Raw genomic sequence first — 14,247 nt, forward strand, 5'->3', positions numbered from 1 at the left:
CCGGGACAAGCCGCTTTTTTGGCCGTCAGAGGATCGGTGGGCCGGATTGCCAAAGTTTCACGGCGTCGAGCGGATGGATCAGCATCAGAATGTTCAGCGTCAGATTGTCACGAATATGGAGCGCCATCATGATTTCGAAGGCGAGTCCGATCGCGACGGTCGCCGGGACCGGCAGCAGGCGCGCGGCGAGAAACCCCAGCACCATGAACGTCGTATCCGAGATCGAATTGACAATGCTATCGCCGTAATAGTCCAGCGAGATCGTGCCGGCGCGGTAGCGCTCGATGATGAACGGGGAATTCTCGACGATCTCCCAGGCACCTTCGATCAGCATGGCCATGATCAGCCGTACCGGCCAGGAAAGACGCAGCAGCGGCAGCCGCGCGAACAGGATCCATGTCAATCCGTAGAACAGGAAGCCGTGCAACACATGCGAGAAACTGTACCAGTCGGCGATGTGCTGGGAGTTCTCCGAAGAGTTCACCACGCCATGCCAGAGCTTGATGGTGCCGCAGGCGCAGATCGGCACCCGCCCCATGGCGACCAGGATCGATGCCTGTAGCGCCAGCAGCAGCAGCGCGATGCCGACCCAGGCGAGCGGCGGAAATGCGGCCTTGCCTTCGTGCGTGGTTGCCAGCGTCATGGCGCGCGCACCATCAGCAGCGCCGGGCCGTCGGGCGTCTCGACCATGCGATCGCGGACAAAGCCGGCCTTCTCGTAGGCGCGCACGGCGCGCAGGTTGAGCGCATCAGGATCGGTGACGATGCGCGGCAGGCCCTGCTGCAGCTGCGCATCGGCGAACTGGCGGATGAATGCCGAGCCGTGACCGCGCGCGATCATGTCGCTCTCGCCGATGAACTGGTCGATGCCACGCGTGCCCTCCGGTTGCGGCCCGAATCCCGTATTCCAGGCGGTCAGGTGATAGCATTGAAGATAGCCGAATGGCCGCATTCCGGCCAACACGATGAACTGGTCCATCGCCGGCTCGTCGAGATCGCCGCTCACGAGCGCAAACTGCTCATCCGGATCGCCCCACCATTCCCGCACATGCGCTTCGCCAAGCCACCGCCGGACCAGCGGCAGGTCGGCCGTCGTCATCGGGCGGAAGGTGTAGGCGATGGTCATCTAGCGGCCACGGCGGTGCTGCGCTCCCTCTCCCGCTTGCGGGAGAGGGTCGGGGTGAGGGTGCTTCCGCAATGGGACAGTCCCGATGAGGAGAGAGCCCTCACCCGCGCCTTCGGCGCGACCTCTCCCGCAAGCGGGAGAGGTTACAGCCAGCACGCGGACGGGTTTGTCCGTCAAACCCATAGTCTAACCGCTCGCCAGGCTCTCGATGGTCACGTTGCGGTTGGTGTAGACGCAAATGTCGGCGGCAATGTCGAGCGAGCGGCGGACGATGGCCTCGGCCTCCCTGTCGGTGTCGAGCAGCGCCCGCGCGGCGGCCAGCGCGTAATTGCCGCCGGAGCCGATCGCCATCACCCCGGCCTCGGGCTCCAGCACGTCGCCGGTGCCCGTCAGGACCAGGGAGACATCCTTGTCGGCCACGATCATCATGGCCTCCAGCCGCCGCAAATAGCGGTCGGTGCGCCAGTCCTTGGCAAGCTCGACCGCGGCCCGGGTCAATTGCCCCGGATATTGCTCGAGTTTGGCTTCCAAGCGCTCAAACAGCGTGAAGGCGTCGGCAGTGGCACCGGCAAAGCCGCCGATGACGTCGCCCTTGCCGAGCTTGCGGACCTTTTTGGCGTTGGACTTGATCACGGTCTGGCCGATCGAGACCTGACCGTCGCCGCCAACCACCACCTTGCCGCCCTTGCGGACGGTCAAAATCGTGGTGCCGTGCCAGACCGGCGAGCTGTTCTGGGGGTTGTGCATGAAATACCTCGTTGTCCGGCCTGATCTAGGCGGTCGGGAGCCAAGTCACAACCAGTGCATAACCGACGCACAACGGGACCGCTCCGGTCCCAAATTTCGCTCACCATAGACCCAACTGCTGCCCTGCCAGGGCGATCCCGCAGTAGCGAAGGCGTCATTTGGCTGTTAAAAGACCGGCGTTTTCGGCCCCAAGCGAGCATGATCCGGAAAAGTGGGCACCGGTTTTCCGAGAAGGATCATGCTCAAGTAGAAGCGAAAGCCAGCTTTCCATGCGCACCGCGACGATCAAGCGCAAGACCAAGGAGACCGACATCGAGGTGACCGTGAACCTTGATGGTACCGGCGTGTCCAATATCGCGACCGGCATCGGCTTTTTCGACCATATGCTCGATCTCCTCGCCCGCCATTCCCGCATCGACCTCACGGTCAAGGCGGTGGGTGATCTGCACATTGATCATCACCATACCACCGAAGACACCGGCATTGCGCTCGGCCAGGCGGTCAAGCAGGCGCTCGGCACCATGGCCGGCATCACCCGCTATGCCGGCGTCCACATGCCCATGGACGAGACCCTGTCGCGCGTCGTCATCGACATCTCGGGGCGTCCGGTCCTGGTGTTCAAGGTCGATTTCCCCCGCGACAAGATCGGCGAGTTCGACACCGAGCTGGTGCGCGAGTGGTTCCAGGCCTTCGCCATGAACGCTGGCGTGACTCTCCACGTCGAGACCCTATATGGCGATAACAGCCACCACATCGCGGAGTCCTGCTTCAAGGGTCTGGCGCGGGCGCTGCGGGCGGCGGTCGCGATTGATCCGAAGGCGGCGGGCGAGGTGCCCTCCACCAAGGGCTCGCTCGGCGGCTGACATCTCGCTCCGGCGGCGCGCGCCGCCTGCGGTTTCACTGAATTCGAAGAACGGGGCATCACCATGCCTGTCTATACAGTTCATGCTCCCACCCCCGGCGGGGCGGATCTTCGCGCGACGGACAAGTTCGTCTTCGTGCGCGACGGTTTTCATTTCTGGGCGATGGTGTTCGGTCCGATCTGGCTGCTTTGGAACAGGCTCTGGCTGGCGCTGATCGGCTGGGTGATCTTCGTTGCCGCGTTCAATGCCGGGCTGTCCAGCCTCGGCGTTGGCCGCGGCTCGATCTTCTTTGCCGACATCATAGTCGCGCTCCTGATGGGTTTTGAAGCCTCGAGCCTGCGCCGCTGGACACTGTCGCGCGGCAATTGGCACCAGCTCGATGTCGTCGTCGGCGATGATGAGGACACCGCCGAACGGCGCTTCTTCGAGCGCTGGAGCCAGAAGCAGCGCGGCATCGTCAACGATCAATGGGCCGTCGATCGCGGTGGCCCGCCGCCGACCCGCAACGTGCCGGGCCAGCAATTCTCCAGCCCACCGCCGCTGCCGGCGGGCGGCATAATCGGATTATTTCCAGAACCGGGAGGGTCAAGGTGAGCGTCGCCATCATCGATTACGGTTCCGGTAATCTGCATTCCGCCGCCAAGGCCTTCGAGCGCGCCGCGCGCAGCCTGGAAAACCCGCAAAAGGTCTTCGTCACCAGCGATCCGGACCAGGCCTACAGCGCCGATCGTCTGGTGTTGCCGGGCGTCGGCGCCTTCGCCGATTGCCGGCGCGGGTTAGACGCCGTCAACGGCATGGTCGAGGCGATCACCGAAGCGGTGCGGGTCAAGGCGCGGCCGATGTTCGGCATCTGCGTCGGCATGCAGCTGTTCGCCACGCGCGGCAAGGAGCACGTCATCACCGAGGGCCTGAACTGGATCGGCGGCGACGTCGAGAAGATCACGCCGCGCGACGAAAGCCTGAAGATCCCGCACATGGGCTGGAATACGCTCGACGTGCTGCGCGAGCACCCGGTGCTGGAGCGGCTGCCGCTCGGCCCAAAGGGCCAGCACGCCTATTTCGTGCACTCCTATCACCTCAATGCCGCCAATGAAGCGGACGTGCTCGCGCGCGCCGATTACGGCGGGCCGGTCACCGCAATCGTTGGCAAGGACACCGCCATCGGCACGCAATTCCACCCCGAGAAGAGCCAGCGCTTTGGCCTGGCCCTGATCTCGAACTTTTTGCGATGGAAGCCGTGAGGGTTCCGACTGTTTTCACCTCGTCATTGCGAGCGCAGCGAAGCAATCCAGACTGTCTCCGCGGAAAGACTCTGGATTGCTTCGTTGCGCTCGCAATGACGGAGTGCATGGCTGACAGCCCCGTTCCCACCATGAGGGGGACGGGAGAAGGTGCGACATGATCCTCTTTCCCGCCATCGACCTCAAGAACGGCCAATGCGTGCGCCTCGAGCAAGGCGACATGGCGCGCGCGACCGTGTTCAACCTCGATCCCGCGGCGCAGGCGCAGAGCTTCGCAGAGCAAGGTTTTGAATATCTTCACGTCGTCGATCTCGATGGCGCCTTCGCAGGCAAGCCGGTGAATGCGCAGGCTGTCGAGGCAATGCTGAAGAGGATCAAGATCCCGGTGCAGCTTGGCGGCGGCATTCGCGATCTCGCCACCGTCGAGGCCTGGCTTGCCAAGGGCATCACCCGCGTCATCATCGGCACCGCCGCGGTGCGCGATCCGGAGCTGGTGAAGGCTGCCGCAAAGAAATTTCCCGGCCGCGTCGCGGTGGGGTTAGACGCCCGCGACGGCAAGGTCGCGGTCGAAGGCTGGGCCGAGACCTCGCAGGTGACCGTGCTGGAAATCGCGCAGCGTTTCGAGGACGCCGGCGTCGCCGCCATCATCTTCACCGACATCGCGCGCGACGGCCTGCTCAAGGGGCTGAACCTCGATGCCACGATTGCGCTGGCGGAGGCGATCTCCATTCCCGTAATCGCCTCCGGCGGTCTCGCCTCGATCGAAGACGTCAAGGCGATGCTGACGCCGCGAGCGAAAAAGCTCGCCGGCGCGATTGCCGGCCGCGCGCTCTATGACGGCCGGCTCGATCCCGCTGCGGCCCTCACGCTGATCCGCGCCGCGGCCTAGGAGACATCAGATGTTCAAGGTGCGTGTGATCCCCTGCCTCGACGTCAAGGACGGCCGGGTCGTCAAGGGCGTCAACTTCGTCGACCTGCGCGATGCCGGCGATCCCGTCGAAGCGGCAATCGCCTATGATGCGGCCGGCGCCGACGAACTCTGCTTCCTCGATATCACCGCGACGCACGAGAACCGCGGCATCATGCTCGACGTGGTCCGGCGCACGGCCGAGGCCTGCTTCATGCCGGTCACCGTGGGCGGCGGCGTGCGTGAGGTCAACGACATCAGGACATTGCTGCGTTCCGGCGCCGACAAGGTCTCGATCAACAGCGCCGCGGTGTCACGGCGCGAGTTCGTCAAGGAAGCCGCCGAAAAGTTCGGCGGGCAATGCGTGGTGGTCGCGATCGACGCCAAGCGGGTCAAGCGTCCAGGCGGCTCCGACCGCTGGGAGATTTTTACCCATGGCGGGCGCAATTCGACCGGCATCGACGCCATCGAATATGCCCAGGAAGTGGTCTCGCTCGGCGCTGGTGAAATTTTGCTCACGTCGATGGACCGCGACGGCACCAGGCAGGGGTTCGACATTCCCCTGACCAGGGCGATCGCCGACAGCGTTCCCGTTCCCGTGATCGCCTCGGGCGGCGTCGGCAATCTCGATCACCTCGTCGACGGTATTCGCGACGGGCACGCCACGGCGGTGCTGGCCGCCTCGATCTTCCATTTCGGGGAATTCACCATCCGCGAGGCCAAGGAGCACATGACTCGGCGCGGCCTGCCCATGCGTCTCGATCCCTGACGACTCCAGTTCCAAAAAATGCTACATCGGTGGGTGAGACCGGCTGATCCAGCCGGGCGTGTTCTGAGTATTCCGTATGCCGCGTTTCACGATCCACGACCTGGCCGACACCATCGATGCCCGCGCGACGGCCGGCGGCGAGGGCTCCTATACCCGCAAGCTCCTGGACAAGGGCGCCGAACATTGCGCCAAGAAGTTCGGTGAGGAAGCAGTCGAAACCGTAATCGCAGCAGTCGAAAACGATCGCGAGCATCTGATCGCCGAGGGCGCCGACCTTCTCTACCATTTCCTTGTGCTGCTCAAGGCCCGCGGCGTAAAGCTGGAAGAGGTCGAGGCGGCGCTGGACAAGCGAACCTCGATGTCCGGGTTGGAAGAGAAGGCGTCGCGCAAGGGCGGCAGTTAGCTGAGGTCGCAACGGAAAGGCGGCGTTATGGATATCCGCGCACCCGAGCAGCAGTACAATCCGTACCGCATCTATACGCGCGAGCAATGGGCGCGGCTGCGCGACGACACGCCGATGACGCTGGAGCCGGGCGAATTCGATCGGCTGCGCTCGCTGCATGATCGCCTGGATTTGCAGGAGGTCGAGGACATCTACCTGCCGCTGTCGCGATTGCTGTCGATCTATGTCGATGCGATGCAGCGGCTGTATTATGCGGAGCGCCAGTTCCTCAACATCCGCGACCGCAAGATGCCGTACATCATTGGTGTCGCCGGCTCGGTCGCGGTCGGAAAATCCACCACGGCCCGCGTGCTCCAGGCGCTGCTGGCGCGCTGGTCGCCGCGCCCGAAGGTCGAACTGATCACCACCGACGGTTTTCTCTATCCCAACGCCGTGCTCGAGCGGCAGGGCCTGATGCAGAAGAAGGGCTTTCCGGAAAGCTACGACCTGCCGCTGCTGCTCAGCTTCCTCTCCGACATCAAGGCCGGCCGCCGCCATGTGCGCGCGCCGGTCTATTCGCATCTGACTTACGACATCGTGCCGAACGAATGGGCCGAGATCGACCAACCCGACATCCTGATCGTCGAGGGCGTCAACGTGCTGCAAACCGGCAAGCTGCCGCGCGACGGCAAGGCGGTGCCGGTCGTCTCCGACTTCTTCGATTTCTCGGTCTATATCGATGCCGACGAAGCGGCGCTGCGGCAGTGGTACATCCGGCGCTTCCTGTCGCTGCGCGACACTGCGTTCATCAACCCAAAGTCCTACTTCAACCGCTACGCCCTGTTGTCGGACGAGGAAGCCACCGCCACTGCGATCGCGATCTGGGAGCGCACCAACCTCGCCAATCTCGAGGACAACATCCTGCCGACCCGCCCCCGCGCGACGCTGATCCTGAAGAAGGGCCCCGACCACGTGGTGGAGAGCGTGGCGCTGAGGAGGCTGTAGCTTCGTAGGGTGGGCAAAGGCGCGCTCTTCGCGCGCCGTGCCCACCATGCCCCATGGTCGAACGTGAATGGTGGGCACGCTTCGCTTTGCCCACCCTACAGTATTAGCGCTTGACGCACGCCTGTTACCGCATCGTCATTGCGAGTGCAGCGAAGCAATCCAGACTGTCACGGCGGAAAGATTCTGGATTGCTTCGCTTCGCTCGCAATGACGAGCGAAGAGGGCCCGCTACACCGCAATCTGCCGCGCCGCCGCTAGCCCCGCCAGCGCCTCTTCCAGCTTCTCGCGGTCCAGCGGCTTGATCAAAAACCCATTCATGCCCGCCTCGAAGCAGGCATAGCGGTCCTCCACCAGCGTATTGGCGGTCAGCGCCAGGATCGGCGTGTGGCGGCCGCCTGTGGCTGCCTCGTGCGCGCGGATGCGTTTGGTTACCTCGATGCCGTCGAGCTGCGGCATCTGGATGTCCATCAGCACGAGATCGTAGGGCGCGCCGGCCGATGCCGCGGCGAGCCAGGATTCCAGCGCGGCCTCGCCATGGACCGCGATGACGACGAGGTGGCCGAGTTTCGTCAATAGCGATCGCATCAACAGCGCGTTGATCTCGTTGTCTTCGGCGACGAGGATCGACAGGCATTTTACGGGCGTTGCATTGGCGGTGCTCCCAACCGGCGGCTCGGGGGCGAGATCAGGTGCGACAATTTCGGGCGCCAGCGATAGCCGCGCGGCGAGCGAGGCGGCACGCAGCGGCTTGACCAGAAAGCCGGTGAAGGCTGCCGAAAGTTTTTCGTGGCGCGAGCTCGGCGTCAGCAGCACGAGCCGCTGCGCCGCGTGTATGCGAGCCGCTTCGCCCAGGCGGTCGGCGACGTCAGGACCGAGCGCACGATCGATCAGCACCGCATGCCACGACCGTTCGGGCAGCAGCGCCGCCGCCACGGCGGCATCCGAGACCATGCAGGTCTGGCCGCCCCAGCGCTCCAGCCGCCGCGCGATTAGCGCGGCCTCGATGCCGTCGGCGATCAGGAGGATAGACTTGCCGGTGAGGTCGGGGCTAGGGAATGCGGTCTGCCCCGTGCCGGCTTGCGATGCCGCCAGCGGAATCGCAATCTCGAAGGTCGAGCCCTGGCCCGGCTCGCTCGTGAGCGTGATGCGGCCGCCCATGCGCTTGACGATGCGCTCGCTGATCGCAAGCCCAAGACCGGTGCCGCCGTAGGTGCGGGCGACGCGCTCGTCGGCCTGCTCGAATTCGCGGAAGATGCGCGAGCGCGCTTCGGGCGCGATGCCAATGCCGGTGTCGCGCACAAGAAAGCTGATCTCGTTCGGCCCTATCCCGGGTTCGACGATCAGCGCGACGCCGCCGCTCGCGGTAAATTTGATGGCATTGCCGGCGAGGTTGAGCAGCACCTGGCGCAGCCGCGCCGCGTCGCCGACGACTTCGAGCGGCAGGCGCTCGTCGACATAGGCGGCGATCTCGAGATTCTTGGCCTGCGCGCGCGGCGCCAGCAGCTCGGTGATGTCCTCGATGAGGGTCGAGAGCGCGAACGGGCGCTGCTCGAGGTCGAGCTTGCCGGCTTCGATCTTTGAATAGTCGAGCAGCTCCTCGATCAGCGCCATCAGCGCCTCGCCCGAGGTCTTCACCGCCCTGGCATAGGCTGCCTGCTCGGGCGTCAGCGTGGTGTCGAGCAACAGCCCGCCCATGCCGATGATGCCGTTGAGAGGGGTGCGGATCTCGTGCGAGGCCATCGCCAGGAAGCGCGACTTGGCGCGGTTGGCGGCATCGGCCTGGTCGCGCGCCTGCGACAGCGCCCGTTCGGTCTCGGTCCGGTCGGTGACATCGCGCCCGACGCTCTGCAATTCGGCGCCCTGGCCGGCATCGAGCCGCACAAAACCCTCGCGCCAGGCGATCCAGCGTCCGCCGGCAGGCGTCGCGATCTTCTGGTCGTGCATGCGCGTGCCGCTGCTTTCGCGCGCGCTTTCGCCCTGCTCCAGCACGTCGAAATCAAAGCGCGTGCCGAGCAGCGCGCTCCGCGGCCGGCCGGCCAGCACGCAATAGGCATCGTTGGCAAAGGTGATGCGGCCCTGATGATCGCGCAGCACGATCAGATCGCCCTGCTGCTCGAACAGGCTGCGGGCGCGCTCTTCGGCTTCCTTCAGCTCCCAATTGCGATCGATCAGCGCTTCATTGTGAGCGGCCAGCGTGCGCAGCCGCTTGTTGACGAAGCGCAGCCGCATGCTCAGCGTCGCCAGGCCAAGGCAAGCGAGCGCGAACAGAAAACTCGCGCCGATCGCGAACGCGTTGGGATCGTAACCGGAATTCTCGGACCGGCTGCCGGTAATGAATCCGAAGGCGCCGCCAAAAGTCGCCGAGAAGATCACGAACGAGCGGATCGCGAACGCAATTCTGGGATGGCGGCGCCTGAAGCGGCGCATCTGCACCTTGATCCGGAACGTCCGACCCATCGCAACCGACCCCGACTCTTGTCCGAAACCCCACTGCCGTGTGCGACGATGTCTCGCCGACCTTGCGAACAGCTTGAGGCTCTGGGGCTGCTGCCAAACAGGGTTGACGAGGCGTTAACGTCTCAGAGCGAGGCGGCCTGGAGGTGGCGGTGGCCGCCGTGGGCGCCGACGATCAATGCCGCCGCATCGCGCTGCGAAAACGTCTTCGAGCGCACATAGATGCGGTAATCCGCCGGGCCTTCGCTGGAGAGATAGATCACCGGGCCGCCATCGACGGGCTGCGCGGCAATCGTGATGAGGCGCGTCGACGGATTGGCCTGGCAGGAATCCGGCTCCGAACCTAGGCCATCGTCGACGACGGCGAAATCCGCGGCATCAGGATCGTCGGTGACCTGAACCCGCACCGTGGCCCGTGCCGGGTCTTCGGTGAAGGCGACGTGCACGGCGGCCGTCCAGAACAGCGACGTGAGCTCGACCGTGGTCTCGCCAAGCGCGATGCAGGGATGCGAGACCGATCCGATCTCTGTGCGGGCGAATACTGCAGCCGCCAACAGGGGAATAACCGAGGCCAGGATCTTGAAACGCAACATGACACTTTACTCGCCAGGCCCCGGTGGAACTCGTGCCGGAAAACGCGTGGGGCCTTATGGTTTGCAGAGAGTAAAGGAAACTCGTTACCGCCGGGTTGATGGGCACGGCCCTCACGCCAACTGGCGTACATCCTCGGCCAGTGCGCGGTAGGACAGCGCCTCGGCAAGATGCAGCCGGCCGATCTTCTCGGTGCCGTCGAGATCGGCGAGCGTGCGCGCCACCCGCAGCACGCGGTGATAGCCGCGCGCCGACAGCCGCATGGTTTCGGCGGCATCGCGCAGCAGCTTGGCGCCTTGCGCGTCGGGCTTTGCGATTTCCTCCAGCACCGAAGCCGGCGCCTCGGCATTGGTGCGCACACGCGGCAGACCGGCATCCGCATAGCGCGCGAGCTGGATGTCGCGCGCCGCCGCCACGCGCGCGGCAACCTCGGCTGATCCTTCTGCCGCGGGCGGCAGGATCAAATCGGCGGCGGTGACCGCCGGCACCTCGATGCGCAGGTCGATGCGGTCCATCAGCGGGCCGGAGATGCGGGCCTGGTAATCGCCGGTGCAGCGATCGATGCGGCCGCGCTTGCAGGCATAGCCGGGCTCGAATGCGTTGCCGCAGCGGCAAGGATTCATCGCCGCGACCAGCATGAAGCGCGCCGGATAGGTGACGCGATGATTGGCACGGGACACCGCGACCTCGCCGTTCTCCAGCGGCTGGCGCAGCGAATCCAGCACGCGCGGATCGAATTCGGGCAGCTCGTCGAGGAACAGCACGCCCTGATGCGCCAGCGAAATTTCGCCGGGCTTTGCCCGCATGCCGCCGCCGGTGAGCGCGGCCATGCTGGCGGAATGATGCGGCGAGCGGAACGGCCGCCGCGCGGTCAGCGCGCCGCCCTGGATCTCGCCGGCGACGGAGGCGATCATCGAGACCTCTAACAGTTCGCCCGGCGACAGCGGCGGCAGGATCGAGGGCAGCCGCGCCGCCAGCATCGATTTGCCGGCGCCGGGCGCACCGATCATCAGCAGGTGATTTCGTCAATGACAAAAAGCGGCCAGCCGAAAGCGCGAGCGGTTGCTGCAATACCATTGGCCGGTTGAGCAGCCCCAAACTGGGGGCGATAGTGCGAAGGGGAGGAGCGAGGGATGGATTGGTCTTTTTTGATGATTGCGGTGCCTGTGGGAGCCTTCATTCTCTGGCGCAGCCAGAAGCAGGCGGAAGCCGCGAAGGTCGCGTCTGCCAGGCTAACGAGAGACAAGCTGCTCTACGAACATATCAAGACTGGTATGAGAGAGTATGACTGGCGCCAACGCGAGGGGCGATGCGAGGACCTATTCTCCCGCACGCGCCGGAAGGCAAAGGACGGAGAGTTACTGTTTGAGACGGCGCATCTGTCGGCTTTTCACGTCAACCATGGCCCCGAATATCGCGTGGGCTTCTATTTCAAAGACATCAACGAATTCGGGCTCTACGGGCTCTTCGCGGGCAATGGCGACGAGACCATTACAAGCTACTACCGCACCGACCGCACCTTCCAGAAAGAGGAGATGCTGGCCCCATGGTATGACTGACGGGGGAATTACCTATGGATGTTGACGAGCGCGGCCTCGGGTCCCCTTGGAGGCGTGGGCCCCTTGGCCACGATTTGGGCCTCCCCTGCTTTCCAAAAAGTGGGGCTAAAGCCTTGGGCCTTTGCTCAACTGCACAGGGCGGTGTGGTTCGCTGAAAGTACCGTATGGGTCCCTTAGCGGGCTGCTGCTGCTCTTATTGTTCCGGCTCGTCCAATCGTAGTCCGGCCCTAGCGTTGGCAGCGAGAATTCAAAGTGCATAGATGACGAACATACGAAACGCGCCGGAGCGAGGCGGGAGACTAATGGGCGATATCCAATTTTTGGTGCTTATAGCCACCATCATTCTCTGCACCGTGTATTTATCCAATGTCGTGTATCTCGCGGGCAAAGCCCTACGTGAGCAGGTGGTTCGCTCGGCCGACATGATTCGAGAGAGCCGGCACTCTGCCGAATAATCGGATTGCGGCGCATGCAGTGGTGGGGCTGGCACACGCGGGCAAGTTAGCGCCCTGAGAGCTCCCGCGCGGCTTCCGTGAACTCCTAAGAAAGCCTCAGGCGCGGTGTCAGTGGCGAAACTGGAGGCTCCCGTGTCGCGCACCGGGCCCCTTCTTGGTCGACCCCGCTCTCTAATTTCAGATGTCCGGCATAAGGGGGTGCGGCTGTCGCCCAAGGAAGGCGAGCAGCGTGGCCCCTGACCCCGCTATTTGTATTGAGGCTCTCTCAAACTTTTCGGGCATTACGAGTGGTTGCAGTCGAACTAAGGTGCTAGCAGTGGCTGCAAACCGTCGCTAGAGGGGATCCTATGACCGCTGTCAATCCGCTGCTCTCGTTGTTCAAGGAGCAACTTGAGGCCGAATGCAAGACGCTTTCCGACCACCATGGTCTAACGGAAAGAGGCCATTCCCTCCTGTATTGGTATTTCAACCGCCTCCATGATTTCACGGACGCGGAAGTCGAGGAAGTGTTCTGTGACGGTGGCGGGGATCTCGGTATCGACGCCCTGTGGATCGACGATGATGAACTGGTCCACTTCTATCAACTCAAGAACCCGCAGAACATCGACAAGGGGATCCCAACTGGCGATGTAGATAAGGTCATCTCCGGCTTAGGCTTGATTTTGAACCGAAAGCATGAGGCGGTAGCAAATCCTGATCTTAAGGCCAGACTTGAAGAGCTCTATCAACAGGTCCCAAATGGTTATCGCATTCACTTCGTTAGCAGCGGCGCTGGGCTGGCTCCCGAGGCAAAGGTCAAACTTGACGCATTCGTCGGGATGTTAAAGGGCCGTGCCGCCGACAGCTTCATTGAGTGGGATGAACAGCCTATCGAAGTCCTTCAAGAGCGTTTCTACCAGCACTCCCTTCCGGCTGTTAAAGATCCGCTGCGGCTTGATGTCCCGGTAACACCATACACCCAACGATCCGGCATTGCGGATTGCTACCTATTCTCAATTCCTGGAAACACGTTGGCCGAACTTTACGCGCAACACGGAGAGGGATTGTTGCAGAGGAACATTCGAGTCGATCAGCGCGATACGGCGACCAATAGGTCAATCGAGGCCACGTGTTCGGGCGATAGTTCTGTCAACTTTCTCCACTTCAATAACGGTGTGACGTTCCTCTGTGAGAAAGCGTTCTATGACGTCTTCCAAAAGACGTTGACCTTGGAGAAGGCTCAAGTCGTAAACGGTGGTCAAACAATCCGCGCTCTGCATAGGGCTCTCGAAAAAAAGAAACTGAAGTCAGACGTTATCGTCCCGGCGAGGGCAATTACGTCAAGTGGTCACAAGGACTTCGCTAACGATGTCGCGGTCAATCAAAACAATCAAAACCAAGTTGGCACCGGTTTCCTGCGGTCGAACGATCAGCGCGTCGTTCAACTCGATCATGCGCTTGCATCGCTTGGGTGGTTGCTGGAACGGCGAGAGGGAGAGCTGACTAGCCTGACGGAGACCGAGCGAGTGGCCCTTGAGAGGCGTATTGGCCATTCCCTTGACGGCCGTGTCATTCGCCTGAAGGACGGCGCGCAAGCTTACACCGCCACATTTTATGGCCAACCGGAAATCGCGAAGAAGAACGTGAAGAAGATTTTTCTCTCGGTTGAGGATGGCGGCTACTACGAGCGAATCTTCTCCGGTGACATGACCGCAGAGAAAATCGTGATCGCTCACGACCTGAAACAAAGGCTTGATGACTTTGTGAGGCGGTTCACCGCAATCAGGCGGAAAGCGCAGGCTTCGACTAACCTAAAAACTGTCTATGAACCGATTCTGGGAACGCTTCTAGCAGAGAGACACAGCGACGTGATGCACCAAGTGATCCCGCAGTGCTCGTTGTTTATGTGCGGCACCGTCTACAAGGAATTGGTTGAGATTAGAAAGACGGATCTGAAGAACATTCCTAAAATCGTTAGCGTGGAGGCAGACGAAATAATTCGCGCGCACTTGCTCCACATCATCGACTTTGCCAAGAACAACAAAGACAAGGCCGACAAGAGCTGGCCCGTTCTGCTGAAGAGCAATGCGTTTTTCAATCACATAACGGCCTACCTGGCTGGCGTTGCAAAGGGACGTGCTTCCGCAGGATGCGGATTCCGGGGATTGCG

At 62.9% G+C, this 14,247-nt stretch carries 14 protein-coding genes and 1 pseudogene; 9 read left to right on the top strand and 6 right to left on the bottom strand.

Going from position 1 to position 14,247, the window contains the following annotated elements; genetic code table 11:
- Window positions 1-25: 25 nt before the first annotated feature.
- The 3 genes from FXV83_RS35590 to hslV form a co-directional block, all read right to left on the bottom strand.
- Window positions 26-643, bottom strand: coding sequence for a DUF2585 domain-containing protein (locus FXV83_RS35590; RefSeq protein WP_148744204.1), 618 nt, complete (start codon window positions 641-643; stop codon window positions 26-28).
- Window positions 640-1,125 (bottom strand): GNAT family N-acetyltransferase, encoded by a 486-nt coding sequence (locus FXV83_RS35595; RefSeq protein WP_148744205.1) that lies wholly within the window; start codon window positions 1,123-1,125, stop codon window positions 640-642. Before FXV83_RS35595 ends, FXV83_RS35590 begins: the two co-directional genes overlap by 4 nt.
- Before the next feature lie 186 nt (window positions 1,126-1,311).
- Window positions 1,312-1,872 (bottom strand): ATP-dependent protease subunit HslV, encoded by a 561-nt coding sequence (hslV, locus tag FXV83_RS35600; protein ID WP_148744206.1) that lies wholly within the window; start codon window positions 1,870-1,872, stop codon window positions 1,312-1,314.
- A 269-nt stretch (window positions 1,873-2,141) separates the two neighbouring features.
- Between hslV and hisB the strand changes: the two genes are divergently transcribed.
- The 7 genes from hisB (at window position 2,142) to coaA (ending at window position 7,039) form a co-directional block, all read left to right on the top strand.
- Window positions 2,142-2,735, top strand: a complete 594-nt coding sequence (gene hisB, locus FXV83_RS35605; protein ID WP_148744207.1) for an imidazoleglycerol-phosphate dehydratase HisB — start codon at window positions 2,142-2,144, stop codon at window positions 2,733-2,735.
- A gap of 63 nt (window positions 2,736-2,798) precedes the next feature.
- Entirely contained in the window at window positions 2,799-3,329 is a 531-nt protein-coding gene (locus FXV83_RS35610) for a DUF2628 domain-containing protein (RefSeq protein WP_148744208.1), read from the top strand.
- The gene (gene hisH / locus FXV83_RS35615; protein ID WP_148744209.1) at window positions 3,326-3,976 is read left to right on the top strand and encodes an imidazole glycerol phosphate synthase subunit HisH; all 651 of its coding nucleotides are present in this window, start codon (window positions 3,326-3,328) and stop codon (window positions 3,974-3,976) included. Before FXV83_RS35610 ends, hisH begins: the two co-directional genes overlap by 4 nt.
- Window positions 3,977-4,133: 157 nt before the next feature.
- Window positions 4,134-4,865, top strand: a complete 732-nt coding sequence (gene hisA / locus FXV83_RS35620; RefSeq protein ID WP_148744210.1) for a 1-(5-phosphoribosyl)-5-[(5-phosphoribosylamino)methylideneamino]imidazole-4-carboxamide isomerase — start codon at window positions 4,134-4,136, stop codon at window positions 4,863-4,865.
- 10 nt (window positions 4,866-4,875) lie between these two features.
- The gene (gene hisF / locus FXV83_RS35625; protein ID WP_148744211.1) at window positions 4,876-5,652 is read left to right on the top strand and encodes an imidazole glycerol phosphate synthase subunit HisF; all 777 of its coding nucleotides are present in this window, start codon (window positions 4,876-4,878) and stop codon (window positions 5,650-5,652) included.
- A gap of 76 nt (window positions 5,653-5,728) precedes the next feature.
- On the top strand, window positions 5,729-6,055 hold the full coding sequence (locus tag FXV83_RS35630) for a phosphoribosyl-ATP diphosphatase (protein ID WP_148744212.1): 327 nt from the start codon (window positions 5,729-5,731) through the stop codon (window positions 6,053-6,055).
- A 27-nt stretch (window positions 6,056-6,082) separates the two neighbouring features.
- Entirely contained in the window at window positions 6,083-7,039 is a 957-nt protein-coding gene (gene coaA, locus FXV83_RS35635) for a type I pantothenate kinase (RefSeq protein ID WP_148744213.1), read from the top strand.
- Between the two features lie 228 nt (window positions 7,040-7,267).
- On the opposite strand, the gene FXV83_RS35640 is transcribed toward coaA, so the two are convergent.
- The 3 genes and pseudogenes from FXV83_RS35640 to FXV83_RS35650 all read right to left on the bottom strand — a co-directional run.
- Entirely contained in the window at window positions 7,268-9,496 is a 2,229-nt protein-coding gene (locus FXV83_RS35640; protein ID WP_148744214.1) for a PAS domain-containing hybrid sensor histidine kinase/response regulator, read from the bottom strand.
- A 122-nt stretch (window positions 9,497-9,618) separates the two neighbouring features.
- Window positions 9,619-10,086, bottom strand: a complete 468-nt coding sequence (locus tag FXV83_RS35645; RefSeq protein ID WP_148744215.1) for a hypothetical protein — start codon at window positions 10,084-10,086, stop codon at window positions 9,619-9,621.
- Between the two features lie 111 nt (window positions 10,087-10,197).
- Window positions 10,198-11,106 (bottom strand): annotated as a pseudogene (locus FXV83_RS35650) (YifB family Mg chelatase-like AAA ATPase); the annotation flags it as partial.
- 111 nt (window positions 11,107-11,217) lie between these two features.
- Between FXV83_RS35650 and FXV83_RS35655 the strand changes: the two are divergent.
- Together FXV83_RS35655 and FXV83_RS35660 are read left to right on the top strand one after the other, a co-directional pair.
- Complete coding sequence (locus FXV83_RS35655; protein WP_148744217.1) at window positions 11,218-11,643, top strand: hypothetical protein; 426 nt, start codon at window positions 11,218-11,220, stop codon at window positions 11,641-11,643.
- An 802-nt stretch (window positions 11,644-12,445) separates the two neighbouring features.
- The coding region (locus tag FXV83_RS35660; protein ID WP_148744218.1) for an AIPR family protein at window positions 12,446-14,247 on the top strand (1,802 nt) is incomplete at its 3' end.

The sequence above is a fragment of the Bradyrhizobium hipponense genome, from assembly GCF_008123965.1.
Classification (GTDB): Bacteria; Pseudomonadota; Alphaproteobacteria; order Rhizobiales; family Xanthobacteraceae; genus Bradyrhizobium; species Bradyrhizobium hipponense.

Excerpts from the sequence above, each read along its gene's own strand:
- FXV83_RS35590 (WP_148744204.1), bottom strand. The coding sequence starts at position 643 with ATGACGCTGGCAACCACGCACGAAGGCAAGGCCGCATTTCCGCCGCTC.
- FXV83_RS35595 (WP_148744205.1), bottom strand. The coding sequence starts at position 1,125 with ATGACCATCGCCTACACCTTCCGCCCGATGACGACGGCCGACCTGCCG.
- hslV (WP_148744206.1), bottom strand. The coding sequence starts at position 1,872 with ATGCACAACCCCCAGAACAGCTCGCCGGTCTGGCACGGCACCACGATT.
- hisB (WP_148744207.1), top strand. The coding sequence starts at position 2,142 with ATGCGCACCGCGACGATCAAGCGCAAGACCAAGGAGACCGACATCGAG.
- FXV83_RS35610 (WP_148744208.1), top strand. The coding sequence starts at position 2,799 with ATGCCTGTCTATACAGTTCATGCTCCCACCCCCGGCGGGGCGGATCTT.
- hisA (WP_148744210.1), top strand. The coding sequence starts at position 4,134 with ATGATCCTCTTTCCCGCCATCGACCTCAAGAACGGCCAATGCGTGCGC.
- hisF (WP_148744211.1), top strand. The coding sequence starts at position 4,876 with ATGTTCAAGGTGCGTGTGATCCCCTGCCTCGACGTCAAGGACGGCCGG.
- FXV83_RS35630 (WP_148744212.1), top strand. The coding sequence starts at position 5,729 with ATGCCGCGTTTCACGATCCACGACCTGGCCGACACCATCGATGCCCGC.
- coaA (WP_148744213.1), top strand. The coding sequence starts at position 6,083 with ATGGATATCCGCGCACCCGAGCAGCAGTACAATCCGTACCGCATCTAT.
- FXV83_RS35640 (WP_148744214.1), bottom strand. The coding sequence starts at position 9,496 with ATGGGTCGGACGTTCCGGATCAAGGTGCAGATGCGCCGCTTCAGGCGC.
- FXV83_RS35645 (WP_148744215.1), bottom strand. The coding sequence starts at position 10,086 with ATGTTGCGTTTCAAGATCCTGGCCTCGGTTATTCCCCTGTTGGCGGCT.
- FXV83_RS35655 (WP_148744217.1), top strand. The coding sequence starts at position 11,218 with ATGGATTGGTCTTTTTTGATGATTGCGGTGCCTGTGGGAGCCTTCATT.